Source organism: Oryzobacter telluris (assembly GCF_043099285.1).
In the GTDB taxonomy this organism is placed as follows: Bacteria; Actinomycetota; Actinomycetes; order Actinomycetales; family Dermatophilaceae; genus Oryzobacter; species Oryzobacter telluris.
In genome coordinates, this window is record NZ_CP170723.1 from 1259053 (window position 1) to 1281137 (window position 22085).

Here is a 22085-nt window from a genome sequence, read left to right on the forward strand (position 1 = left end):
GCCATCACCGTGACGGCCCAGGAGCTCGGGCCGGCTAGAGCAGGCCCTGGCGCTTGAGCATGAGGTAGTGGTCGGCGAGCCGCACCGGCAGGACGTCGTGCGCGGCGTCGATGACGTCGACCCCCAGCTGCTCCAGCGCGGACGCCGTGCGCCGACGCAGCGAGCTCGCCCGCTCGGCCGCGGCCGCGTCGTAGACCTGGCCGGTCGACGTCCGGGCGGTGCGCATCGCCTCGAGCGCCGGGTCGGCCACGGACGCGACGACCACCCGGTGGTGGGCGACGAGCGGTGGGAGGACGGGCAGCAGCCCCTCCTCGACGGCCGACGACTCCAGCGCCGTGAGGAGGACGACGAGCGCCCGGTGCGTGCCGAGGCGGACGACCTCGGTGGCCAGCGCCGACCAGTCGGCCTCGACCAGCCGCGCCTCCACCGGCGCCAGCGTGCTGATGGTGTCGTGGAGCAGCCGGGCGCGGTCGGTCCCGGAGATGCGGGCGTGGACCACCCGGTCGCCGGCGATGACCTGCACCCGGTCGCGGGCGTGGCCGGCCAGCGCGGTGAGGAGGAGGGCGGCATCCATGGCGGCGTCGAGGCGCGGCGCGTCACCGATGCGGCCGGCGCTGGTGCGCGAGGTGTCGAGGACGATGACGACGCGCCGGTGCTGCTCGGGCTGCCAGGTGCGCACGACGAGGTGCTGGCGCCGAGCCGTGGCCCGCCAGTCGATGGAGCGGACGTCGTCGCCGTCGACGTAGTCGCGCAGGCTGTCGAACTCGGTGCCCTGGCCACGGGTGCGCACGGCGGCGCGGCCGTCGAGCTGGCGCAGCACGGCGAGCCGGCTGGGCAGGTGCTTGCGCGCCGGGAAGGCGTGCAGCGCGCGGAACGACCCCGGCACCTCGACCGACCGCTGGCGCGACGCCAGCCCCAGCGGGCCGTTGACCCGCAGGGTCACCCGGTCGGCCCGGCGGTCCCCACGGCGGGTCGGCGCCAGGTGCGTGGTGACCTGCACGCGCTCGTGCGGCGGCACCTCGAGGCGGTGGACGGCATCACGGGCACCGGCGGAGGGGGGCCACGCGTCGCGCAGCAGCCCGCGCACCCCGCGGGCCCCGGTGTTGGTGACCCACAGCGTGCTCGTCGTCTCCTCGCCCAGGCGCACCTGGGTAGAGGCGCTGCGCGACAGGCGCAGCACCCTGGGCGACACCGCGAGGGCGAGGTCGAGGGCGACGAGGAGCACGACGACGAGGACCCACCAGCGCACCGTGGACCCCTGCGGCCACAGCGCGACCGGCGCCAGCCCCAGCAGGGCCAGCGCGACGGTGCGCCACGTGATCGACATCAGCGGGGGACGGGCACCGAGCCGAGGGCGCTGTCGAGCACCGAGGCGACGCCGACGCCCTCGAGCTCGGCCTCCGGGCGCAGCGAGAGCCGGTGCGCGAGCGTCGCGTGCGCGAGCGCCTTGACGTCGTCGGGCGTCACGTAGGTGCGCCCCGACAGCCAGGCCCACGCCCGCGCCGTGTTCATCAGCGCGGTCGCGCCACGGGGCGAGACGCCCAACGACAGCGAGGGCGAGGTGCGGGTGGCCCGGGCGATGTCGACGACGTACGTGGCGACCTCGTCCGACACCGTGACGGCACGCACCGCGGCGGCACCGGCGTCGAGGTCGGCGGCGCCGGCGACCGGGCGCACCCCGGCGGCAGCGAGGTCGCGGGGGTCGAAGCCCCCGGCGTGGCGGCGGAGCACCTGCACCTCGTCGTCGCGGCCGGGCACCGGCAGGACGACCTTGAGGAGGAAGCGGTCGAGCTGGGCCTCGGGCAGCGGGTAGGTGCCCTCGTACTCGACCGGGTTCTGGGTCGCGGCGACCATGAACGGCGAGGGGAGCGCGTGGGCCTGCCCGTCGACGGACACCTGCTTCTCCTCCATCGCCTCGAGCAGCGCCGACTGGGTCTTCGGGGGCGTGCGGTTGATCTCGTCGGCGAGGAGCAGGTTCGTGAACACCGGTCCCTGGCGGAACGAGAAGTCGCTGGCCCGCGCGTCGAAGACGAGGGAGCCGGTGAGGTCGCCGGGCATGAGGTCAGGGGTGAACTGCACGCGCTTGGTCCCGATGTCGAGGGCGGCGGCCAGGCTGCGGACGAGCAGCGTCTTCGCGACCCCCGGCACGCCCTCGAGGAGGATGTGGCCGCGGCACAGCAGGGCGACGAGGAGCCCGGCGACGGCGGCCTCCTGCCCGACGACGGCCTTGGCGACCTCGGCGCGCACGGCCAGGAGCGCGGCGCGCGCCCCCTCTGCGGACTGCGGTGTGGCGGACTGGTGCTCGGTCATGGGTGTCGGACCCTCTCCTCGAGGTCGGTGAGCTGCTGGGCGAGCTGGATCAGGGCGGAGTCGTCGGCCGGGGGCGGTCCGAACAGGATGGTGCCGGCGTGCTGGGCGGGCAGGCCGCTCACGGACGCGACGGCGTGGACGAGGGCGGCCTCTCCGGCGGCGCGGGGCACGGCGAGGCGGCGGCCGAGGCGGTCGCGCGTGGCCACCCGGAGCACGGTCGCCGCCCGCTGGCGGTCACCCGACCGGCGGTAGAGGCGGCCGCGGGACTCGGTGGTCTCCACGGCCCGCACCACGACGGGCAGCGGCTCGCGCACGAGCCGGCCGAGGCGCCGGCCGCGGGCCAGGGCGAGCAGGACGACGGCGAGGAAGACCAGGGTCGTGGCGGGCCACGTCCAGGCGGGCCAGACGTCCGCGGGCGCGGCGCCCTCCTCGCCCGGGCCGCCGGCGGTGAGGTCGCTCGTCCCGGGCTGGTACCAGACGAGCCGGGGCGTGGACCCGAGCGCGCGGACCGCGAGCCCCGCGTCGCTCGCGGCCGTGATCGACTCGTTCGTCCACGCCGAACCGAAGCCGACGACAACGGTGTTCGGGTAGGCCGCCGCCGAGGGGAGCTCGACCATGGCGACGCCCGACCCCTCGGGGTCGTCCTTGCCGTCGGGCCCGGGGAGCGGGAAGCAGGAGACGGCACCGCGTGCGGCGGGCTGCACGAGGAAGCGGGTGTCCGAGAACGCGATCGCGTCGTCGTCGCGGGCCAGCGGTGAGTCACACCGGGCCGGGAGGTCGTCGGTGCCGCCCGGGTACGAGGTGACCGGCACCTCCATCCGGCGCAGCTGGTCGCTGTCGGGGTTGACGAGGACGAGCCGCCCGGCGTCGCGCACCGCACCCGAGGTGCGCACGGCGGCCCCGCTGCCGAGGTTGGTGGGGTCGGCGACGAGGACGGTGGTGAGGCGGTCGACGCCGGCGCCCTCGAGCCCGGCGATGGAGCGCACCACCTCGACCTCGACGCCCTGGCGGCGCAGGACCTCGGCGAGGGCGCGGGCACCCACGGGCCCGACGCCCTCCGGGTCGAGGGGAGCAGCCGGCCGCTGGGCCGACAGCGCGAGCAGGGAGAGCAGGACGACGCCGAGCGCCACGACCCCGGCGTAGGCACCGGTGCGCCGGGTGAGGAAGCGCTGCCACGGCCGGGTCGGTCGGACGGTCCCCGGCTCGCCCAGCACGGTGTCCGCGCTCGCGGTGTCGGCGCTCACGGGGTCACCACGAGGGCGGAGTCGGGCAGCTCGGGCAGGACCGGCCGGGTCGTCGACAGCGTCTCGTCGAGGTCGACCACGGCGCGCGCGGCGTCGGCGCTCGCCGTCCGGCGGCCGTACCGCACGGCGTCGAACGTGTCGGCCGCCGTGGCCAGGGGGCCACCGTGGGCCGGGAAGACGGGGACGAGCTGCACGGACACCTCGTGGGCCGTGCGTCCGGGGAGGTCGTCGAGGAGGGTGCGCTCGACCGCCGCCCGGGCGATCGCCCGGTAGCCCTCGAGCACGGCGGTGTCGTGGTCGCCGGCGGCCAGCGCGGCCCGGGCGTCGGCGCGGTGCTCGGCGGCGGTGCGGACCGGGCCGTCGAGGACGCCCCCGCGCGACCGGCCGGTCATCCGGCGCTCGGAGCGCAGCGAGCGCGCCAGCACCAGGCCCACGACGAGGACCCCCACGATGATCGCGACCCAGATGGTCCACGCGGGCAGCCCGGCGCCGGTGACGGTCCGGCCGAGGATGTCGCCCAGCCACTCCCAGAGCCGGGCCAGCAGGCCCTTCTGCTCGTGGTAGATCCCGCGGCGCAGCTCGTCCTCGAGCCACTGCCGCGCCTCGGGCGAGGTCGGGTCGAGCGGGGGGTCGGCGCGCACCGGGCTCAGGAGGTCCGGGCCGCGCTCGGCCACGGCGCCGGTCCGCCGTGCTGCGACGCGTGGATGAGCTGGACGTCCAGGCCCTCGCGGCGGATCCGCGCGTCGACGGTGAGCAGGGCGTCGACCCCCGCCGTGAACGGGGTGGTCAGGGCGCCGGCGATGAGGCTGGCGACGCCGGTGAGGATCGCCTGCCACATGAAGATCTGGTCCTCGGCCCCCGCCGCGATGACGGCGACGACGCCGCCGAGGGCGATGGGCAGCGTGATGATCTGGGCCGCGAAGCCGACGACGACCGAGGTGAGGAGGCGGATGCCGAACAGCCGCCAGAACCCGCTGCGCGTCAGCTCCCAGGAGCGGCGCAGCGACGCGATGACCCCCCGGCCCTCGAGGACGATGAGCGCAGTGGCGAACCCCAGCCTCACCCAGAGGAAGACGTAGAGGACGACCGCCGCGAGGGTGCCCACGGCCGTGACGAGGAACGCGATGCCGTCGAAGTCGCCCGCCTGCACGAACAGGGCGACGCCCGGCCCGATGAGGACACCGAGGATGAGGACCGAGCCGAGCACGACGAGGAGCACGACGCCGATCAGCGCGGGCAGCCGTCGCCGGGTGCCGTCCCACGTCTCCCCGATGCTGACCTTGCGGCCGAGCACCGCCTGGCCGATGACGTAGGCGAGGAAGCCGGTGAGCGCGATCGAGGACAGCGTGGAGCCGATGGCGGGGACGTACTGGGCGAACACCCCGACGCCGAACTCGGTGGACTCCAGGCTCCCGGTCTCGAGGCTGCCGAGCCACGCGCCGAGCGCGGTGGTGGGCACGAGGCAGACGAGCGAGGTGACGACGGCCAGCCCGATGGTGGCGGCGACGTTCCCGCGGATCGCCTTGGTGACGCCGCCGAAGATGTCACCGAGGGTGAGCGGGCGCAGCGGGACGATGCCGGGCCGGAACTCCAGGCCCGCGACGTAGGGGGCGCCACCGGGCATCGAACCGGGCGGGGGAGGCGCGAACCCGCCGGTCGGGGGCGCGTACCCCGGTGCCGGGGGCGGGTACCCGGGCGGCATCGGTGCGGACCCGGGGGGCGGGGGAGGCGGCGGCGGAGGGCTCGACGACGGCCCACCGGGCGTCGTCGACCCCGGTGCGACCCACGGCTGGTCACTCATCTGCTGCCCCCGGCTCGACCACGGAACGACCCTAACCGACGCACTCCCCGCGGGAGGTGCGGTCGGTGCTTCCCCCCGCGTCGCGCAGGTGGCAGGCTCGGCGCATGTTTCCGACGGTGGGGGACATCCTGGGGGTCCACCTCACCCTCCCGACGCACGAGGTGTTCGTCGCGCTCGGGGTGCTCGCGGCCGCCCTGGTCTTCGTCGTGGAGGCGCGCCGCCGGGGCCACACCGACGAGCGCCTGGTGTGGGTCGTGATCGGCGCCCTGCTCGGCGGCGCCGTGCTGATGCGGATGGGGACGTGGCTGCAGCACGTGCAGCTCCGCGACAACGCCGGGGCGGTCGAGCAGTGGACCTACGGCAACCGCTCGGTCCTCGGCGGTCTCGTCGGCGCGTGGCTCGGGGTGCACGTGGCCAAGCGCCTCGTCGGCTACCGGATGCGCACCGGCGACCTGTTCGCCCCGGCCGTGGCCCTGGGGATGGCGGTGGGCCGGGTGGGGTGCCTGCTCACCGAGGTGCCCGGAACGCCGACCGGCGGCACGTTCGGCCTGACCCTCGACCCCGCGGCCGCGGAGCGCCTCGGTGCGCCGGCCGGGGTCCCGCTGCACCCCTCGTTCGCCTACGAGATCGCCTTCCACCTCGCGGCCTTCGCGGTGCTGTGGGGCTGGCTGCGGCACCAGCGGCTCGAACCCGGGACGACCTTCGTCCTCTACGTGGCCGGCTACGGGGTCTTCCGCTTCCTCGTCGAGTTCGTCCGCGGCAACGAGGTCGCGTGGCACGGGCTCACCCGACCGCAGCTGTTCCTCGCCGTCACCATCCCGGTGGTCCTGCTGCGCGTCGCGGTGCTGGTGCGCCGCCACCGGGCCACGCGCGACCCGGCCGAGCCCACCGTCACCCGACCCCAGGAGGTCTCCGCATGAGCGGGATGCCGCTGCGGGGCGACCGCGTGCACCGCTACGTGGTCGCCTTCTGCCCGACCTGCCACGAGGAGGACCCCCAGCGCCCGCTCGAGGACGTCCGCCGGCTCTCGGGGTGGCTGGTCGTGCGCGACGACCGGGTCTGGCTCGAGCGCGGCTGCCCCGACCACGGGCTCGTGCGAACCCTGTACGACGAGTCGCCCGAGATCCTGTCCTACCTCGAGGAGTGGACCGCGCCGACGAAGCAGCACGTCCCCGACGTCCGCGGGAACTGGCTGCCGGTGCCGTCGGCCTACGCGCAGGGCCTGCCGGAGATGCAGACCCAGCACACCTGCATCCTCCTCGAGGACGTCACCGACCACTGCAACCTGCGGTGTCCCACGTGCTTCGCCGAGTCCTCGCCGGCACTGGGTGCGGTCGCGCCGCTGGAGCAGGTGCTGGCGTCGGTCGACACCCGGCTCTCGCGCGAGAACGGCCGCATCGACGTCGTGATGCTCAGCGGTGGCGAGCCGACGCTCTACCCGCGCCTCGCCGAGCTCCTCGACGCACTGTCGCAGCGACCCATCGTGCGGATCCTGGTGAACACCAACGGGATCCGCATCGCCACCGATGACGCGCTGCTGGCCCTCCTCGCCCGGCACCGGGAGCGGGTCGAGGTCTACCTCCAGTACGACGGGCTCTCCGCCGACGCCTCCCGCCACCACCGCGGCGCCGACCTGAGCCGGCAGAAGGACCTGGCCGTCGAACGGCTCTCGGGCGCAGGCGTGTTCACGACCCTGACCATGACCGTCGCCATGGGGGTCAACGACGAGGAGATCGGCGCCGTCATCAAGCGCGGGCTCGACACCCCGTACGTCGGCGGCGTCACCATCCAGCCGGTGTTCGGGTCGGGTCGGTCGGCGGGCATCGACCCGCTCGACCGCCTCACCCACACGGGCGTCCTCGCGCGGCTCGAGGGGCAGACGGGCGGCCAGGTGACCTGGCGCGACCTCACCGCGCTGCCCTGCTCGCACCCGCACTGCTGCTCGGTCGGCTACCTGCTGCGCGACGACGGTGGGACCTGGCGCTCCCTGACCTCCCTCGTCGGGCACGACCGGCTCAAGGAGCTGCTCGAGCTCAACCCCGACCTCGTGGCCAACCGGATCGCCGACGACGCCATCCCCGCGACGATGCGCGCGGTGGTCAAGGACTCGCTCATGGGCCTGCTCTCCGAGCAGTCCTCCCTCTCGCACCCCGACGTCGGGCAGCTGTGGAAGGACGTCTGCGAGAGCTGCGACCTCGGGATCGGCACGCTGCGCACCCTCGCCGCCAGCGCGCTGCCCGGCCAGCGGCGCAAGCTGCGCGCGATGCTGGGGGAGCGGGTCCTGCGCGTCACCGTCAAGCCGTTCATGGACATGTCGACGATGGTCGAGGAGCGGCTGCTCCAGTGCTGCGTGCACGTGGCCACCGTCAACGAGCTGACCGACGCCCACCAGTGCGCCCCGTTCTGCGCCGTGCAGGCGTGGGCACCGTTGTCCCGCACCCGGATCTCGACCGCCACCGGTGGTCGAGCCACCTCGGAGGTGTCGTCCACGTGACCGCCCAGGCCCCGCCCACCCCAGCGGTGGCACCCCCACAGCCGTACGACCCGCTGCGGCTGTGCGTCTTCGCCACCGTGGCCCTCATCGCCTGGCTCGCCGGCCCGTTCGCGGTCGTCGGCTTCGCCGCCCTCGGCTTCGCCGGCTACTGGCGGGCCCGCCGAGCCGGCCTCGAGCGCTCGAAGTGCGTGCTGCGCGACACCCGCCTCGTGCTGGCCTACCTCGGCCTGCTCGCCCTCGCCGGGACGGTCGGCGCCGTCCTCACCACCCTGGAGGTGCTCGGTGTCCGCTGACCAGCAGCCGCCGACGGGGCCGCCTCCCGGGCCGCCCGTCAACCCGTACGACCCGTCCGGCCGTCCCCACCAGCCGCCGTCGACGGGCCGCTACCACTGGGCGCTCATCCTCCTCGGCGTGCCGATCGGCTTCGTGCTGTGGGTCGTCGTCAGCTTCGTCGTGATCCTGGGAACCAGCTTCGGCGACACCACGTCCGCGGTTCCCCAGGCGGCCGTCATCGGGCTCCTCGCGGCGCTGCTCGCCGTGGCCGTGGGGCTCATCGTGTGGCGACGGTCCCGGCAGCTCGGGCAGGGCATCATCCTCGGGATCGCCATCGGGATGATCGTGGGCGGCGGACTCTGCCTGCCCATCGTCCTCTCCGGCTGAACCGCCGTCAGGCGGAGGCGCGCAGCGCCCGCTCGACACCCGCGGCGCGCGCCGGAACAGCACCCAGCGCCGTCTGGCGGCGCACGATCTCGGGCTCGGCCCGCATCAGCGTCAGCCCGCGGCGCACGAGGACGAGCGGCGGCTTGCGCCGCTCCCTGAGGTCGCGCAGCAGGCGCCGCACGTAGGTCACCTGGGGGCGGTGGTGGACGCACCAGGCGCTGTGCAGGACCCCGCGCTCGCGCAGCGCGCCGACGACCTCGGCAGCGAAGATGCCCTCGGCCACGACCAGCTGGTCGGGCCCGACGACGACCTCACGGGTCCCGACCGCCCGGCTCGTGGCGATGTCGTAGACCGGGGTGTCGACCCGGCCGGTGTCGACGAGCGTGCACAGGGCCTCGACCGCGGCGTCGGCGTCCCAGCTGTCCGGGTGGTCCCAGTCGACGATGCCGAGGTCGGCGCTGCGCGGCATCGCGGGGTCGTCGAGGTCGCGGTAGAAGTCGTCGAGCCGGAACACCGGCCAGCCGTGGGTGGCGTCGAGGCGCGCGGCGAGCCGCGACTTCCCGGCGCCGCTCGGACCGGCGAGGACGACGACGCGGCCGCGGCCCGTCATCGGCCCTTGGGGTGCCAGACCGTCTTGGTCTCGAGGAAGGACGACAGGCGGCGCAGGTCGGGGACCGGCTCGAAGTCGGGCTCGACGGCCTCGGCGCCGGTGCCGCCGGGGCGCACCACGCGCTTGAGGTTCTCGGCGGCGGCGAGCTCGAGGTCGCCCCACACGACGCCCTCGGCACCCGCGGCGCCGGTGAGGTCGATGGCGTTGACGTCGCGGTGGCTGGCGAGCCACGGCGCGACCTCTGCGGTGCGGCCGGTGACGATGTTGACCACGCCGCCGGGCACGTCAGAGGTCGCGAGGCACTCGGCGAGGGTGATCGCCGGCAGCGGCCGGTCCTCGCTGGTGAGGACGACGACGGTGTTGCCGGAGACGACGACCGGAGCGACGACCGACACCAGGCCGAGCAGGCTCGACGCCTGCGGCGCCAGCACGGCGACGACACCGGTGGCCTCGGGGGCGGAGATGTCGAAGTAGGGGCCGGCCACGGGGTTGAGCCCGCCGAGCACCTGCGTGAACTTGTCGGACCAGCCGGCGTACCAGACCCACCGGTCGATGGCCGCGGAGACGACGGCCTCGGCGCGGGCGGGGGTGAGGCCCTCGCTGTCGCGGACGTCCTGGACGAGCTGCGCGCGGCGGCCCTCCATCACCTCGGCGACCCGGTAGAGCACCTGGCCCCGGTTGTACGCGGTGGCGCCGGCCCAGCCGGGCTGGGCCTTGCGGGCGGCGACGACGGCGTCACGGGCGTCCTTGCGCGACCCCATCGCGGCGTTGGCGAGGAAGCGCGGGGCCGCGGCGGCGCCACGGCGCGACCCGCTGGGGGCGGCGAACACCTCGTAGGAGCGGCCGCTCTCGCTGCGGGGGAACTTCCCCCCGATGTAGAGCTTGTACGTCTTGCGGACGTCCACGCGCGTGCTCACTTCCCGGCTCCCGTCGTGACGTAGGCCTCGAGGCCGTGGCGACCGCCCTCGCGGCCGTAGCCCGACTCCTTGTACCCGCCGAACGGCGAGGTGGGGTCGAACTTGTTGAACGTGTTGGCCCACACGACGCCGGCCCGCAGCTGGTCGGCCATCCAGAGGATGCGGCTGCCCTTCTCGGTCCAGACGCCGGCCGACAGGCCGTAGGGGGTGTTGTTCGCCTTGGCCACGGCCTCGCCGGGGGTGCGGAAGGTGAGCACCGAGACGACCGGGCCGAAGATCTCCTCCTGGGCGACGCGGTGCGACTGGCTGACGCCGCTGAACACCGTGGGGCGGAACCAGTAGCCGCTGCTCGGCAGCTCGCAGCCGCTGTCCCAGCGGGTGGCGCCCTCGGCCTCTCCGGCCTCGACGAGCGACTCGATGCGGCCGAGCTGCGCGGCGCTGTTGATGGCGCCGACGTCGGTGTTCTTGTCCATGGGGTCGCCGACGCGCAGCGTCATCAGGCGGCGCTGCAGGCGGGCGAGGACCTCGTCGGCGACGTTCTCCTGCACGAGGAGGCGGCTGCCGGCGCAGCAGACGTGACCCTGGTTGAAGAAGATGCCGGTGACGATGCCCTCGACGGCCTGGTCGATGGGGGCGTCGTCGAACACGATGTTCGCGCCCTTGCCACCGAGCTCGAGGGTGGCCTTCTTGCGGGTGCCGGCGATGGCGCGGGCGATCATCTTGCCGACGCCGGTGGAGCCCGTGAAGGCGAGCTTGTCGATGCCCGGGTGGTCGACGATCGCCTGGCCGGTGGTGCCGGCGCCGGTGACGATGTTGACGACACCCGGCGGCACCTCGGCCTGCTGGCAGACCTCGGCGAAGAGCAGCGCGGTGAGCGGCGTGGTCTCGGCGGGCTTGAGGACGACCGTGTTCCCGCAGGCGAGGGCCGGCGCGATCTTCCACGCGAGCATGAGGAGCGGGAAGTTCCACGGGATGACCTGGCCGACGACGCCGACCGGGCGGGGGTCGCTGCCGAGCGAGGCGTGCTCGAGCTTGTCGGCCCAGCCCGCGTGGTAGAAGAAGTGCGCCGCGGCGAGCGGGACGTCGACGTCGCGGCTCTCCTTGATCGGCTTGCCGTTGTCGAGGGTCTCCAGGACGGCGAACTCGCGGGCGCGCTCCTGCAGGATGCGGGCGATCCGGTAGAGGTACTTGCCGCGGTCGGCGCCGCTCATCCGCGACCAGACGCGGGAGTAGGCCTGCCGGGCCGCGCGGACGGCGGTGTCGACGTCCTCGGGGGTGGCCTCGGACACCTCGGCGAGGGTCTCCTCGGTGGCGGGGTTGACCGTCTTGAACGGCGTGCCGCCGCTGGCCTCGACGAACTCGCCGCCGATGAACAGCCCGTAGCTGCTCGCGATGTCGACGACGCTGCGCGACTCGGGCGCCGGTGCGTACTCAAAGGGGGGCATGGGCTGCTTCCTGAAGGTGCGGGGTGGCCGGTCAGTAGCCGCTGGGGGCGTCGTCGGCGACGTAGTCGGCACCCGAGTAGGCGCCGGTCGCCATCTTCTGTCGCTGGAGCACGAGGTCGTTGAGCAGGCTCGAGGCGCCGAAGCGGAACCAGGTGTTGTCGAGCCACTCCTCGCCCGCGATCTCGGAGACCGTGACGAGGAACTTGATGGCGTCCTTGCTCGTGCGGATGCCGCCGGCCGGCTTCACGCCGACCATCTCGCCGGTGAGGCCCTGCCAGTCGCGCACGGCCTCGAGCATGACGAGGGTGACGGGCAGGGTGGCGGCGGGGGAGATCTTGCCGGTGGAGGTCTTGATGAAGTCGCCGCCCGCGAGCATCGACAGCCACGAGGCGCGGCGCACGTTGTCGTAGGTGACGAGCTCGCCGGTCTCCATGATGACCTTGAGGCGGGCGTCGCCGCAGGCGGCCTTGGTCTCGGCGATCTCGCGGAAGACCGTGAGGTAGTCGCCGGAGAGGAACGCCCCGCGGTCGATGACCATGTCGATCTCGTCGGCGCCGGCGTTGACGGCGTCCGCGGTGTCGGCGAGCTTGACGGCACGGCTCGCCCGACCGCTCGGGAAGGCGGTGGCGACGGCGGCGACCTTGACGCCGGAGTCGCCGAGCGCCTCCTTGGCGGTCTCGACCATGTCGCCGTAGACGCAGACCGCGGCCGGGCTGGGCGTGGTGAGGTCGCTGGGGTCCGGGGTGACCGCGCGGGCGGCCAGGCCGCGGACCTTGCCGCGGGTGTCGGAGCCCTCGAGGGTGGTGAGGTCGATCATCGAGATGGCGAGGTCGATGGCCCACGCCTTGCTCGTCGTCTTGATCGAGCGGGTGCCGAGCCCGGCGGCGCGGGACTCGCAGCCGACCTGGTCGACGCCCGGCAGGCCGTGCAGCCAGCTGGTGAGGGCGTGGTTGCTCAGGCGCGAGACGCCCAGGAGGTCCCGGGCGCGTGCCGTGGGGTCGACTGCGGTGGTGGTGCTCACCGGTCGAGTCTACGGGGGCGTTCACCCTGTGGACACCGGCGCAGGGGGCAGCACCCGACGACCGGCGTCTCGCACCTTCGTCACCTCTCGCCACCGTCGGCCGGGGCAGAGGGTCACACGGGCGGGGGTCCGCAGGTGAGCGTGATCGACGAGAACGTGACGTCGTGGGCGGGGTTGGACCCGGGGTAGACGGTCGACACGAACTCCAGGTTCGTGGGACCGGTCGTGTTGGCGGTGACGGCGAAGGTGACGGTGCGATACAGGATGCCGTCGCTGGTGTTGACGGAGGAGTCGCCTTGGTTCTGCCCGTCGAACCCGAGGTAGCTGATGTTGCCGCGGGTACCCGGCCCCGCGGACGCTGGGTCGACGGTCACGGTGTAGGCGAACGTGTAGACCCGGCCGGCGACCACGTCGATCGTGGTGTACGCCACGGCGGTGTAGAACGAGGTGCCCTGACCCGTCACGACGAAGTCGGTGCCGAGGAAGCGGGCTGCGTCCCCCGACATGCGGCCGACCTCGTCGATGGCCCACGCCGGGTCGCCGTACAGAGGGATCGTGGGGCAGTCGGTCGTCGAGGCGGAGACCATGGGCGCGGCGGCGCCGACGACGATGACGGGGACGGCCCAGACGGCGCCCCGGGCGATGGAGCGGCGGGGGACCCGAGGGGTGGTCTCGGGCAGGGGGGAGCCGGGCGTGGCTGACATGGCTGGGGACTTCCGGTCGCAGAGGCAGGGGCGGTGCGCAGGGAGTGTCGTCCGCGGGCTCGAGACGTGGGGTGCGAGCCGACCGGCACGGTCTGGTGACCGCATCCCCAGGGGCGACTCACGGCCAACCTAGGCGAGATCGCCTCCCCACGAGCCCGTTTCGCCCCACCTGCACCTGATCGGCTGAGACCTCGGAGGTTCCTCGGTCCTCAGGAGGTGAGGCGGGTGAGGTGGTGGTGGAGCTCGAGGTCGGCGGCGACGGCGACCACCGACCCCTGCGGGTCGTGGCCGAGGTAGGCGGGGTACCAGCCGTCTCCGACCCCGCAGTCGAACATCACGGCGGCGGTCCGTCCGTCGACCACCACGGCGGCGAACCCCACCCGGATGACCTCGCGGAACAGCGGGCCGATGACGTCCTCCGCCAGGGTGTCGAGGGCCTTCTTCGACCCGACGTCGTACAGGGCACCCGTCCCCGCGTCGGCGCCGAAGCCCAGGCGCTCGCCCGTGGCGTCACGGGCGTCCTCCCAGCGCTCGACCGCGGCGACGTCGCCGAACGCCACGGTGGCCGCGCGGCGGTGGGCGGCCACATCGCGTCCGTCGACCGTGGTGGCCGGGAAGGCGAACATCCCCAGCTCGCACGCGACCGGCCCCGTGAACGAGGCGACGGCGGCGACCTCCTCGTACCGGAAGAAGCCGGGGTCGGCGAACGCCACCTCACCGCTGGCATCGAGGGGCGGCCCGGCGACGCGGTCGAGGGTCACGGCCCGACCGTCCTCGGTGCGGTACCTGCCGCCGTAGGGGAGGAGGGAGGCGGTGTCGAGCGGACCCTCGGGGAACTCGACCGGGTTGGTGCCGGCGGAGCCCGACGTCGGGGTGGTCAGGTGGGTGGGCCGCTCGCAGCCCGAGACCGCCGCCGCGAGCCCGCCCAGGAGCGCGCCGACGACGAGACGTCGCGGTGCCCTGCTCCCCCCGGTGCCCACGTCGCGGTCAGAGGCGGGTGGCGGACTCGAGGTCGGCGCGGACGGCGGCCAGGCGGGCGGCGGCGCGCTCACGGGCGCCCTTGAGGTCGTCCCCGCTGACCGGTTCGACGACCTCGAGGTACACCTTGAGCTTGGGCTCGGTGCCCGACGGACGCACGATGACGCGCGAGTCGTCGGCGAGGAAGTAGCGCAGCCCTTCGGTGGGGGGCAGCCCGCCGTCGCCCTGCGCCAGGTCGTCGGCGCGGACCACGTCGACCCCGGCCACGGAGGTCAGCGGCTGCGCCCGCAGCCGGTCCATGATCCGCCCGATGAGGGAGAGGTCCTCGACGCGCACCGAGAACGCGTCGGTGGCGTAGACGCCGTGCTCGCGGGCGAGGTCGTCGAGCCGGTCGGTGAGCGAACGGCCCTGTGCGCGAAGGGAGGCCACGAGCTCGGCGACGAGCAGGGCGGCCGAGACGCCGTCCTTGTCGCGCACGCTCGCGGGGTCGACGCAGTACCCGAGCGCCTCCTCGTACCCGTACCGCAGGCCGGGGACGCGGCCGATCCACTTGAAGCCCGTGAGGGTCTCCTCGTGGCGGACCCCGGCCGCACGACACATCGTGGCGAGCAGCCGTGACGAGACGATGGAGTTGGCGAACACGCAGTCGGCGGAGTCGGGGACCACGCCACCGGCGGCCCCCCGCGAGAGCACGTGCGAGCCGAGGAGGGCGCCGACCTCGTCGCCGCGCAGCATCCTCCAGCCCCCGGGACCGGGGACGGCCACCGCACAGCGGTCGGCATCGGGGTCGTTGGCGATGACGACGTCGGGCCCGGTCTGCTCGGCGAGGTCGAGGGCGGCGTCCATCGCGCCGGGCTCCTCGGGGTTGGGGAAGGACACGGTGGGGAACATCGGGTCGGGCTCGGCCTGCGACGGCACCGGGATCGGCTCGGCGTACCCGGCGGCGAGGAAAGCGCGGCGCACCGTCTCCGAGCCGACGCCGTGCAGCGCGGTGTGGACGACGGTGACCTCGCGGGGGCTGTCGGGCGCGACGACCTCGCGCACGTCGGCGAGGTAGGACTCGAGCACCTCGTCGTCGAGGGTCTCCCAGCCGTCGTCGGCCCGGGGGACCGACTCGACGGACGCGACCGCGGCGATCTGCGCGGCGATGAGCCCGTCGACCGGCGGCACGATCTGCGACCCGTCGCCGACGTACACCTTGTAGCCGTTGTCCTCGGGCGGGTTGTGCGACGCGGTGACCATGACGCCGGCGTCGGCGCCGAGGTGCCGGATCGCGTAGGCGAGCACCGGCGTCGGGAGCGGCCGCGGGAGGACGACGGCGCGCCCTCCGGCCCCGGTCACGACCGCGCAGGTGTCGGCCGCGAAGACGTCGGAGTTCGTGCGCGCGTCGTAGCCGACGACGACGACGGGCTCGTCGGTGACCGTGCGCAGGTAACCGGTGAGGCCGGCGGCGGCGCGGATGACGACCGCCCGGTTCATCCGGTTCGGCCCACCGCCGAGGCGACCGCGCAGCCCGGCGGTGCCGAACTCGAGCATCCCCGACATCGCGTCGGCGAGCTGGGTGGTGGCGTCGGTGTCACCGGCCTCGGCGCGCGAGGCCAGGCCCTCGAGCTCGGCCCGCGTGGCCGGGTCGGGGTCGTCGGCGGCCCAGGCGCGGGCGGCGGTGAGCAGGTCGGTGAGGGCGGCGTCGCTCATCGGTGCGGCCTCAGATCCGGGCCACGACCGCGGCGAGGAGGCTGCCGCAGCGCTCGGCGGCGGCCTGGCCCGCCTCGAGGACCTCCTCGTGGCTCAGCGGGGTCTCGGAGATGCCGGCGGCCGCGTTGGTGACGAGCGAGATGCCCAGGACCTCGAGGCCGCTCTGCCGCGCCGCGATCGCCTCGAGCGAGGTCGACATGCCGACGAGGTCGCCGCCGAGCACCCGCGCCATCCGCACCTCGGCGGGGGTCTCGTAGTGCGGCCCACGGAACTGGACGTACACGCCCTCGTCGAGGGTGCTGTCGACCTCCTGCGCGACGGCGCGCAGCCGCGGGGAGTACAGGTCGGTGAGGTCGACGAAGTTGGCGCCCTCGATGGGGGAGTGCGCGGTGAGGTTGATGTGGTCGGAGATGAGGACCGGGGTGCCCGGAGCCCACTCGGGCCGCAGCCCGCCACAGCCGTTGGTGATGACGATGGTCGTGCAGCCCGCAGCGGCGGCGGTACGCACGCCGTGGACCACCGAGCGCACGCCCTTGCCCTCGTAGAAGTGGGTGCGGGTGCCGTAGACGAGCGCGCGGCGGCCGGTGTCGCCGATGGCCACCGAGCGCATCTGGCCGCTGTGGCCCGCGACGGCCGCCCTGCCGAAGCCGGGGACGTCGGTGTTCTCGATGGTGGCCAGCGTCTCGCCGATCCGGTCGCCCGTCTGGCCCCACCCGGAGCCCAGCACGAGAGCCACGTCGTGGCGGTCGACGCCGGTGCGCTCGCGGATGACCGCGGCGGCGGCCTCGGCGACGGCGAACGGGTCGGTCGTCGGGTCGGACAGGTCGTGGCTGGCGGCGGTGTCGGTCACGGGGGGAGCCTACCGACGCCGCGCCCTCCCTCCTACCGCCCGCCCCGCCCCCTCAGGGAGCCCGCGCTACGGGGCAGTACGTGCGGCGATCACGACACCTGCTGCCCCGTAGCGCGCGAGGTGGAGCGGGCTGCGCGCGCTCGCCCCGCCTCCTCCTCGAGTGCGTCCTACCGCCTGGTAGGTGGGGTGATCGCCCCACCAACCAGGCGGTAGGTCGCGACTGAGTGGCCGCTCGAGCGCGCTCGGTCACCTGCGGCCCTCGATTGGCCTTGCATCTGCAAGTTGCAGGTGCAAGTATGGAGTCGTGCCCAGCCTCGCCCACGAGCTCCACCTCCTCGTCGCCCTGATGGACCGCGCCGCCGACGGGCTGCTCGCCCGCCACGACGTCGGCCTGACCTACAAGCGCTTCCTCGTCCTGCTCCACGTGTCGGATGCCGACGGCCCCACCCAGCGCGACCTCGCCGACCGGCTCGGGTCGAGCGAGGCCGCGACGAGCCGGATGGTCGCGGGCCTGGCCCGCGACGGGCTGCTCGACATCGGGCGCGGTGCGGGCAACCGGCGCGAGCTGCGCATCACGGCAGTCGGGGGAGAGCGGCTGGCCGCCGCCGGCCACGTCCTCGGCGACCACTTCGACGCCCTCGTCACCAGCCAGGGGGTCGACCCCACCGACCTCACCACCACCGTGCGGCGCCTGGCCGCAGCCCTCCGGGAGGGATGACCGATGCACGCCTGGACCCTGTTGATCGTCACCCACGTCGTCGCCGCGCTCGCCTCGGTGCTCCTCGGCGTGGTGCAGCTCGTCCGCCGCAAGGGCGACCAGCGCCACCGCCACCTCGGCCGCGTCTGGGTGGTCCTCATGGTGTGGAGCGCGGTGTCCTCGTTCTGGATCCGCCACCTGCGCGACGGTGCGTTCTCGTGGCTGCACGTCCTCAGCCTCGTCACGCTCGTCACCGTCTCGCTCGGGGTGTGGCGCATCCGCCGCGGTGACGTGCAGGGGCACCGCGGCAACATGGTCGGCAGCTGGCTCGGCTCGGGCATCGCCATGGTGTTCGCGATGGCCATGCCCGACCGGATGCTGCCGACGTTCGCGGTCGACCAGCCGCTCGGGGCGCTCGCGGCCCTGGCGTCGGTGGTCGCGCTCGTCGTCGTCCTCGTGGCCGTCGGCGACCTCCTGGCCCGCCGCGCGGCCTCCCTCCCCGCCCGCGCCCTCTAGGCACCCTCCTCCGCGCCACGTCGGGTCCTACCGCCTGGTCAGTGGGGTGATCACCCCGCGTACCAGGCGGTAGGTCGCGATCGGGGTCAGTCGGTGGCGACGGCCAGGGCGGCGTCGCCGCGCGGGCTGAGCTTCACGGCGTCCCCGGGGCGGTAGAGGGTGACGTCGCTGTTCGACACCTGCACGGTGACGAGCTCGTCGGCGGCGGTGCGCACGATGACGCGGCCATGCCCACCGAGGAAGCTGGCGCTGACCACCGTTGCGGCAGAGGCGCCCTCGCCCTGCACCCGCTCGACCGTGACGCCCTCGGGCCGCACGAGGACGACCGCCTCCGGACCCGACGCCGACCCCGGCAGCAGAGGCACCGACCCCCCGAGGACGTGGGCGCGCCCGTCGTCGACGCGCCCCCGGATCCGGTTGGTGAGCCCGACGAAGTCGGCGACGAACGGGGTGCGCGGGGCGCTGTAGAGCTCGGCTGGAGCGGCCAGCTGCTCGAGCCTGCCCACGGACATCACCCCGACCCGGTCGGCGACGGCGAGCGCCTCCTCCTGGTCGTGGGTGACGAACAGCGTGGTGGTGCCGACCTCGAGCTGGATGCGCCGGATCTCGTCGCGCAGCTGGGTGCGGACCTTGGCGTCGAGCGCCGAGAGCGGCTCGTCGAGGAGCAGCACCTGCGGCTCGATGGCGAGGGCGCGGGCGAGCGCCACGCGCTGCTGCTGGCCACCCGACATCTGGTGGGCGAACTTGTCGGCGTGCTTGCCCAGGCCGACGAGCTCGAGCATCTCGGCCGCCCTCGAGCGCCGGGTCGCCTTGTCCTTCTTGCGCAGCTCGAGCCCGAACTCGACGTTCTGGCGGGCCGTCATGTGCGGGAAGAGGCTGTACGCCTGGAAGACCATCCCCATGTCGCGCTTGTTCGTCGGGATGCCGGTGACGTCGCGGCCGCCGACCTCGATGGTGCCGCTCGTGGGGTCGTCGAGGCCGGCCAGGCAGCGCAGGGCCGTGGTCTTGCCGCAGCCCGACGGTCCGAGGAGGGCGACGAGCTCGCCGGGCTCGAGGTGCAGGGTGAGGCCGTCGAGCGCCGCCACGCCGCTGTACACGCGGCGCAGGTCGGTGAGCTGGACGGCGGTTCCGGTCCGCGTGGGGGTGGCGGCGCTCATGGGGTGGGCTCCTTGCGGCGACGGAGGCGGGAGAAGGGGGAGGAGCCGGCCGGGGCGCTGCCGACGAACGACATCGCGAACAGGATCAGCGCGACGAAGACGAGGGAGGCCAGGCCGACGGCGACCGAGATCTTGGCGTCGGACTTGCCGAGCTCGTACATGGCGACCTGGAGGTTCTTCTTGGAGAACAGGTTCGCCACGGTGAACTCACCGAGCACCAGCGCCACCGACAGGAACGAGGCGGACAGCACGGCACTGCGCAGGTTCGGGAGGATGATGCGCCACATCACCGTGCCCCAGCCCGCCCCGAGGGAGCGGGCGGCCTCGGCGAGGGTGCGCACGTCGATGGAGCGCAGCCCGGCGTCGATCGACCGGTAGGCGTAGGGGAGGACGAGGATGACGTACGCGAGCCCGAGCCAGAGGGTCGAGGACCCGAGCAGGTAGTAGACCCAGGCGTAGACCGGCGTCAGGCCGACGACGAGGACGATCGCCGGCACCGTGAGCGGCAACAGGCAGATGAACTCGACGGTGCGCGAGAGCCCGGGCAGGCGCAGGCGGACCCACGTCATCGTGGGCACGAGCAGCAGGAGCATGACGACGACCGTGATGGCGGCCAGCCCCAGCGAGGCGAGCAGCCCCTCCTTCAGGGCCGGGTACTCCAGCGAGATCTCCGAGAAGTCGGCCAGGGTGCGCCAGGTGTCGAGGGTGCGGCCGTTGCCGCCGGGGCCCTGCGTCGTGAAGTCGAGCATGCTCAGCAGCGGCAGGGCGAAGAACGTCATCACGACGAGCAGCACGACCCAGCGGAAGACCCGCTGGCGGCGGTGGAACGCCTCACGCTGGCCGCTCATCGCTGCATCCAGCGGGAGGAGCGCTTGTCGAGCCACGCGTAGATGGCCATGACGATCGCGACGATGACGACCATCGCCAGCGCCATCGCCTTGCCCAGGTTCTCCTGGCCGAGCAGCACCTCGGAACGGAAGGTCGCCGCGATCTGCAGCGGGATGAGCGGCTGGCCCTGGGAGACCAGCGCCGCCGCCGTGGCGTACGCGGAGAAGGCGTTGGTGAACAGCAGCAGCGTCGCCCCGACGAAGGAGGGGAAGAGGATGGGCGCCGCGACCCGGCGCCAGTAGGTCCACGCCGTGCCGCCGAGGGTCTCGGTGGCCTCGCGCCACTGCGGGCGCAGCCCCTCGACCGCGGGGAGGAAGACGATGAGCATGAGCGGGATCTGGAAGTAGAGGTAGACGAGCATCAGGCCCTTGTCCCACTCGTACAGCCAGAACCCGCTGCCGGTGTCGATGCCGACGCCGGCGAGCAGCTTGGTGATCAGTCCCGTGTTGGCGGCGAAGGACGCCATGAACGCGAACGCCAGCGCGACACCGCCGAACTGGGCGAGGACGCCGCACACCGAGGTGACGAACCGCTTGGTGACCGACCCCGGGCGCGCGGTGCTCACGGCGTAGGCGAGCAGCCCGCCGAGCACCGCGCCGCCGAGCGCCGTGACCGCCGAGAGGATGAGCGACTGGGTCAGCCCGCGGACGACGGCCGGCTGGGTGAGTCCGGAGACGTTGCCGAGCGTCGGCCGGTTCGACCCGTCGAGGAACGCGCCCACGACGACGACGAGGGTCGGGATGAGGAGGAAGACCGTCGTGTACGCGAAGAACGGCACGACGCCCACGAGGGCGCCGGACGGCCGAAGCCGTCCGAGCGCCCCCGTGGAGCCGGTGCGAGCCCGGTCAGCCAACCGCGTTGGCCCAGTTCTCGGCGAGGTACTTCTTGCCCGAGTCCGAGTCGGCCTGCGTCGGGACCACCGGGGTGCCCTCGACGGCGGGCAGCGCCTCGGCTGCCGTCTTGTCGAGCGTGCCGGCCTTGTCCATCGCGTCGAAGCGGACCGGACGGGCGCCGCCCTTGAGCCAGAGGTTCTGGCCCTCGTCGCTGTACAGGTACTCCTGCCACAGTCGCGCTGCAGCCGGGTGCGGGGCGTCGGCGTTGACGGCCTGGTAGTAGTAGCCGGCGACGACGGCCTCCTTGGGCACGACGACCTTCCACGTGGGGAGCTTGGCCGAGAGCGAGGCGTTGAGGTAGTCCCAGTCGATGACGAGCGGGGTCTGGCCGGACTCGACGGTGGCCGGGGTGGGGTCGACCGGGAGGAAGTTGCCCGCGCCCTTGAGCTGCTTGAAGAAGTCGACGCCCTTGGCGAGGTCGCCGGCCGAGCCGCCCTGGGCGATCGCGACCATCTGCACGCCCGCGAAGGCCGCGCCGGCCTCGGTGGGGTTGCCGTTGAGGGCGACCTTGCCCTTGTAGTCGGCCTTGAGCAGGTCGGCGACGCTCGTGGGAGCAGGGACCTTGGCCGAGTCGTAGCCGATGCTCATGTAGCCGCCGTAGTCGTTGATCCAGGTGCCGTCGGCGTCCTTGAAGTCGGCGGGGACGTCGTCCCACGTGGCGACCTTGTACTTGGCGAACATGTCGGTGTTCGCGAGGGCGACCGCGGCACCGAGGTCGAAGACGTCGGGGGCACCGCTCTGGCCCTTGAGGCGCTTGGCGGTGGCGATCTCGTCGGCGCTGCTGGCGTCGGGCTGGTCGCTCGTCACCTTGATCTCGGGGTACTTGGCCGAGAAGCCCTTGATGACCTCGCCGTAGTTGGCCCAGTCCGGGGGCAGGGCGATGACGTTGAGCGCGCCCTCCTTCTTGGCCGCCGCGACGAGGGCCTCCATGCCCCCGAGGTCGGCGGCGGAGGTCGCCGTCTTGGCGTCGGAGCCGCCGGCCGAGCCGGAGGCGGTGCTGCCTCCACCGCTCTCGCTGGGCGGGGAGCAGGCGACGAGGGCGACCGCGACGAGCCCGGCGGCCGCCAGGGCCCCGGTGCGCCGGCCGAAGTGGTGGGACATGAGCTGGACCTCCTGAGGGGTTCGGCGCGAGCCATCGAGCGGCGTCGCTCCTTGAGCGCACTGTAGGGACATTCGTGAAGGTACGGAACAGCACCATTGGGCAT

23 protein-coding genes are annotated in these 22085 nt (G+C 73.7%); 6 read left to right on the forward strand and 17 right to left on the reverse strand.

Annotated elements, in window-relative coordinates; translation table 11 throughout:
• Positions 1–34: 34 nt before the first annotated feature.
• Genes ACFLFB_RS05710 through ACFLFB_RS05730 form a run of 5 tightly spaced genes read right to left on the reverse strand, consistent with a single transcriptional unit; the run spans position 35 to position 5256 of the window.
• Positions 35–1327, reverse strand: coding sequence for a DUF58 domain-containing protein (locus tag ACFLFB_RS05710; protein WP_392544742.1), 1293 nt, complete (start codon positions 1325–1327; stop codon positions 35–37).
• A complete protein-coding gene (locus tag ACFLFB_RS05715; protein ID WP_392544743.1) occupies positions 1327–2310 on the reverse strand; it encodes an AAA family ATPase in 984 nt (327 codons plus the stop codon). Before ACFLFB_RS05715 ends, ACFLFB_RS05710 begins: the two co-directional genes overlap by 1 nt.
• Positions 2307–3554 carry a DUF4350 domain-containing protein gene (locus tag ACFLFB_RS05720; RefSeq protein WP_392544744.1) on the reverse strand — a complete coding sequence of 416 codons (1248 nt, stop codon included), beginning with the start codon at positions 3552–3554 and terminating at the stop codon, positions 2307–2309. Before ACFLFB_RS05720 ends, ACFLFB_RS05715 begins: the two co-directional genes overlap by 4 nt.
• Positions 3551–4228, reverse strand: coding sequence for a DUF4129 domain-containing protein (locus ACFLFB_RS05725; protein ID WP_392544745.1), 678 nt, complete (start codon positions 4226–4228; stop codon positions 3551–3553). The genes ACFLFB_RS05720 and ACFLFB_RS05725 overlap by 4 nt, the downstream gene beginning before the upstream one ends.
• Positions 4201–5256: a hypothetical protein gene (locus ACFLFB_RS05730; protein ID WP_392544746.1), complete on the reverse strand. Its 1056-nt coding sequence runs from the start codon at positions 5254–5256 to the stop codon at positions 4201–4203. The genes ACFLFB_RS05725 and ACFLFB_RS05730 overlap by 28 nt, the downstream gene beginning before the upstream one ends.
• Before the next feature lie 203 nt (positions 5257–5459).
• On the opposite strand from ACFLFB_RS05730, the gene ACFLFB_RS05735 reads away from it, so the two are divergent.
• The 4 genes from ACFLFB_RS05735 to ACFLFB_RS05750 are packed head-to-tail and all read left to right on the forward strand — an operon-like array spanning position 5460 to position 8509.
• Complete coding sequence (locus tag ACFLFB_RS05735) at positions 5460–6275, forward strand: prolipoprotein diacylglyceryl transferase (RefSeq protein ID WP_392544747.1); 816 nt, start codon at positions 5460–5462, stop codon at positions 6273–6275.
• Positions 6272–7849 (forward strand): radical SAM protein, encoded by a 1578-nt coding sequence (locus ACFLFB_RS05740; RefSeq protein ID WP_392544748.1) that lies wholly within the window; start codon positions 6272–6274, stop codon positions 7847–7849. Before ACFLFB_RS05735 ends, ACFLFB_RS05740 begins: the two co-directional genes overlap by 4 nt.
• On the forward strand, positions 7846–8142 hold the full coding sequence (locus ACFLFB_RS05745) for a hypothetical protein (protein WP_392544749.1): 297 nt from the start codon (positions 7846–7848) through the stop codon (positions 8140–8142). The genes ACFLFB_RS05740 and ACFLFB_RS05745 overlap by 4 nt, the downstream gene beginning before the upstream one ends.
• Positions 8132–8509, forward strand: coding sequence for a hypothetical protein (locus tag ACFLFB_RS05750; RefSeq protein ID WP_392544750.1), 378 nt, complete (start codon positions 8132–8134; stop codon positions 8507–8509). The genes ACFLFB_RS05745 and ACFLFB_RS05750 overlap by 11 nt, the downstream gene beginning before the upstream one ends.
• 7 nt (positions 8510–8516) lie before the next feature.
• Here the strand turns inward: ACFLFB_RS05750 and ACFLFB_RS05755 are convergent, their stop codons facing one another.
• The 8 genes from ACFLFB_RS05755 to ACFLFB_RS05790 all read right to left on the reverse strand — a co-directional run bounded on the left by ACFLFB_RS05755 (position 8517) and on the right by ACFLFB_RS05790 (position 16729).
• Positions 8517–9119, reverse strand: a complete 603-nt coding sequence (locus ACFLFB_RS05755) for a uridine kinase (protein ID WP_392544751.1) — start codon at positions 9117–9119, stop codon at positions 8517–8519.
• Positions 9116–10036, reverse strand: coding sequence for an aldehyde dehydrogenase family protein (locus ACFLFB_RS05760; RefSeq protein ID WP_392544752.1), 921 nt, complete (start codon positions 10034–10036; stop codon positions 9116–9118). Before ACFLFB_RS05760 ends, ACFLFB_RS05755 begins: the two co-directional genes overlap by 4 nt.
• On the reverse strand, positions 10033–11481 hold the full coding sequence (locus ACFLFB_RS05765; RefSeq protein WP_392544753.1) for an aldehyde dehydrogenase family protein: 1449 nt from the start codon (positions 11479–11481) through the stop codon (positions 10033–10035). Before ACFLFB_RS05765 ends, ACFLFB_RS05760 begins: the two co-directional genes overlap by 4 nt.
• Before the next feature lie 31 nt (positions 11482–11512).
• On the reverse strand, positions 11513–12454 hold the full coding sequence (deoC, locus tag ACFLFB_RS05770; protein WP_392545388.1) for a deoxyribose-phosphate aldolase: 942 nt from the start codon (positions 12452–12454) through the stop codon (positions 11513–11515).
• Between the two features lie 161 nt (positions 12455–12615).
• Positions 12616–13206: a hypothetical protein gene (locus ACFLFB_RS05775; RefSeq protein ID WP_392544754.1), complete on the reverse strand. Its 591-nt coding sequence runs from the start codon at positions 13204–13206 to the stop codon at positions 12616–12618.
• Positions 13207–13415: 209 nt separating this feature from the next.
• Complete coding sequence (locus ACFLFB_RS05780) at positions 13416–14186, reverse strand: DUF4241 domain-containing protein (RefSeq protein ID WP_392544755.1); 771 nt, start codon at positions 14184–14186, stop codon at positions 13416–13418.
• A 7-nt stretch (positions 14187–14193) separates the two neighbouring features.
• Complete coding sequence (locus tag ACFLFB_RS05785) at positions 14194–15879, reverse strand: phospho-sugar mutase (RefSeq protein WP_392544756.1); 1686 nt, start codon at positions 15877–15879, stop codon at positions 14194–14196.
• Positions 15880–15889: 10 nt separating this feature from the next.
• Complete coding sequence (locus ACFLFB_RS05790; protein ID WP_392544757.1) at positions 15890–16729, reverse strand: purine-nucleoside phosphorylase; 840 nt, start codon at positions 16727–16729, stop codon at positions 15890–15892.
• Between the two features lie 304 nt (positions 16730–17033).
• Between ACFLFB_RS05790 and ACFLFB_RS05795 the strand changes: the two genes are divergently transcribed.
• The gene (locus ACFLFB_RS05795; RefSeq protein WP_392544758.1) at positions 17034–17447 is read left to right on the forward strand and encodes a MarR family winged helix-turn-helix transcriptional regulator; all 414 of its coding nucleotides are present in this window, start codon (positions 17034–17036) and stop codon (positions 17445–17447) included.
• Positions 17448–17450: 3 nt separating this feature from the next.
• Positions 17451–17942 (forward strand): DUF2306 domain-containing protein, encoded by a 492-nt coding sequence (locus ACFLFB_RS05800; protein ID WP_392544759.1) that lies wholly within the window; start codon positions 17451–17453, stop codon positions 17940–17942.
• A gap of 86 nt (positions 17943–18028) precedes the next feature.
• Here the strand turns inward: ACFLFB_RS05800 and ACFLFB_RS05805 are convergent, their stop codons facing one another.
• From ACFLFB_RS05805 to ACFLFB_RS05820, 4 genes are read right to left on the reverse strand one after another with little or no spacing between them, the layout of a single operon-like run.
• A complete protein-coding gene (locus ACFLFB_RS05805; protein ID WP_392544760.1) occupies positions 18029–19099 on the reverse strand; it encodes an ABC transporter ATP-binding protein in 1071 nt (356 codons plus the stop codon).
• On the reverse strand, positions 19096–19947 hold the full coding sequence (locus ACFLFB_RS05810) for an ABC transporter permease (RefSeq protein ID WP_392544761.1): 852 nt from the start codon (positions 19945–19947) through the stop codon (positions 19096–19098). Before ACFLFB_RS05810 ends, ACFLFB_RS05805 begins: the two co-directional genes overlap by 4 nt.
• Entirely contained in the window at positions 19944–20840 is an 897-nt protein-coding gene (locus ACFLFB_RS05815) for an ABC transporter permease (protein ID WP_392544762.1), read from the reverse strand. Before ACFLFB_RS05815 ends, ACFLFB_RS05810 begins: the two co-directional genes overlap by 4 nt.
• The gene (locus ACFLFB_RS05820) at positions 20833–21981 is read right to left on the reverse strand and encodes an ABC transporter substrate-binding protein (RefSeq protein ID WP_392544763.1); all 1149 of its coding nucleotides are present in this window, start codon (positions 21979–21981) and stop codon (positions 20833–20835) included. The genes ACFLFB_RS05815 and ACFLFB_RS05820 overlap by 8 nt, the downstream gene beginning before the upstream one ends.
• Positions 21982–22085 lie beyond the last annotated feature (104 nt).

Bases quoted from the DNA above. Each gene is read 5' to 3' on its own strand.
- ACFLFB_RS05710 (WP_392544742.1), bottom strand. From the start codon at position 1,327: ATGTCGATCACGTGGCGCACCGTCGCGCTGGCCCTGCTGGGGCTGGCG.
- ACFLFB_RS05715 (WP_392544743.1), bottom strand. From the start codon at position 2,310: ATGACCGAGCACCAGTCCGCCACACCGCAGTCCGCAGAGGGGGCGCGC.
- ACFLFB_RS05730 (WP_392544746.1), bottom strand. From the start codon at position 5,256: ATGCCGCCCGGGTACCCGCCCCCGGCACCGGGGTACGCGCCCCCGACC.
- ACFLFB_RS05735 (WP_392544747.1), top strand. From the start codon at position 5,460: ATGTTTCCGACGGTGGGGGACATCCTGGGGGTCCACCTCACCCTCCCG.
- ACFLFB_RS05740 (WP_392544748.1), top strand. From the start codon at position 6,272: ATGAGCGGGATGCCGCTGCGGGGCGACCGCGTGCACCGCTACGTGGTC.
- ACFLFB_RS05755 (WP_392544751.1), bottom strand. From the start codon at position 9,119: ATGACGGGCCGCGGCCGCGTCGTCGTCCTCGCCGGTCCGAGCGGCGCC.
- ACFLFB_RS05765 (WP_392544753.1), bottom strand. From the start codon at position 11,481: ATGCCCCCCTTTGAGTACGCACCGGCGCCCGAGTCGCGCAGCGTCGTC.
- ACFLFB_RS05775 (WP_392544754.1), bottom strand. From the start codon at position 13,206: ATGTCAGCCACGCCCGGCTCCCCCCTGCCCGAGACCACCCCTCGGGTC.
- ACFLFB_RS05785 (WP_392544756.1), bottom strand. From the start codon at position 15,879: ATGAGCGACGCCGCCCTCACCGACCTGCTCACCGCCGCCCGCGCCTGG.
- ACFLFB_RS05800 (WP_392544759.1), top strand. From the start codon at position 17,451: ATGCACGCCTGGACCCTGTTGATCGTCACCCACGTCGTCGCCGCGCTC.
- ACFLFB_RS05805 (WP_392544760.1), bottom strand. From the start codon at position 19,099: ATGAGCGCCGCCACCCCCACGCGGACCGGAACCGCCGTCCAGCTCACC.
- ACFLFB_RS05810 (WP_392544761.1), bottom strand. From the start codon at position 19,947: ATGAGCGGCCAGCGTGAGGCGTTCCACCGCCGCCAGCGGGTCTTCCGC.
- ACFLFB_RS05820 (WP_392544763.1), bottom strand. From the start codon at position 21,981: ATGTCCCACCACTTCGGCCGGCGCACCGGGGCCCTGGCGGCCGCCGGG.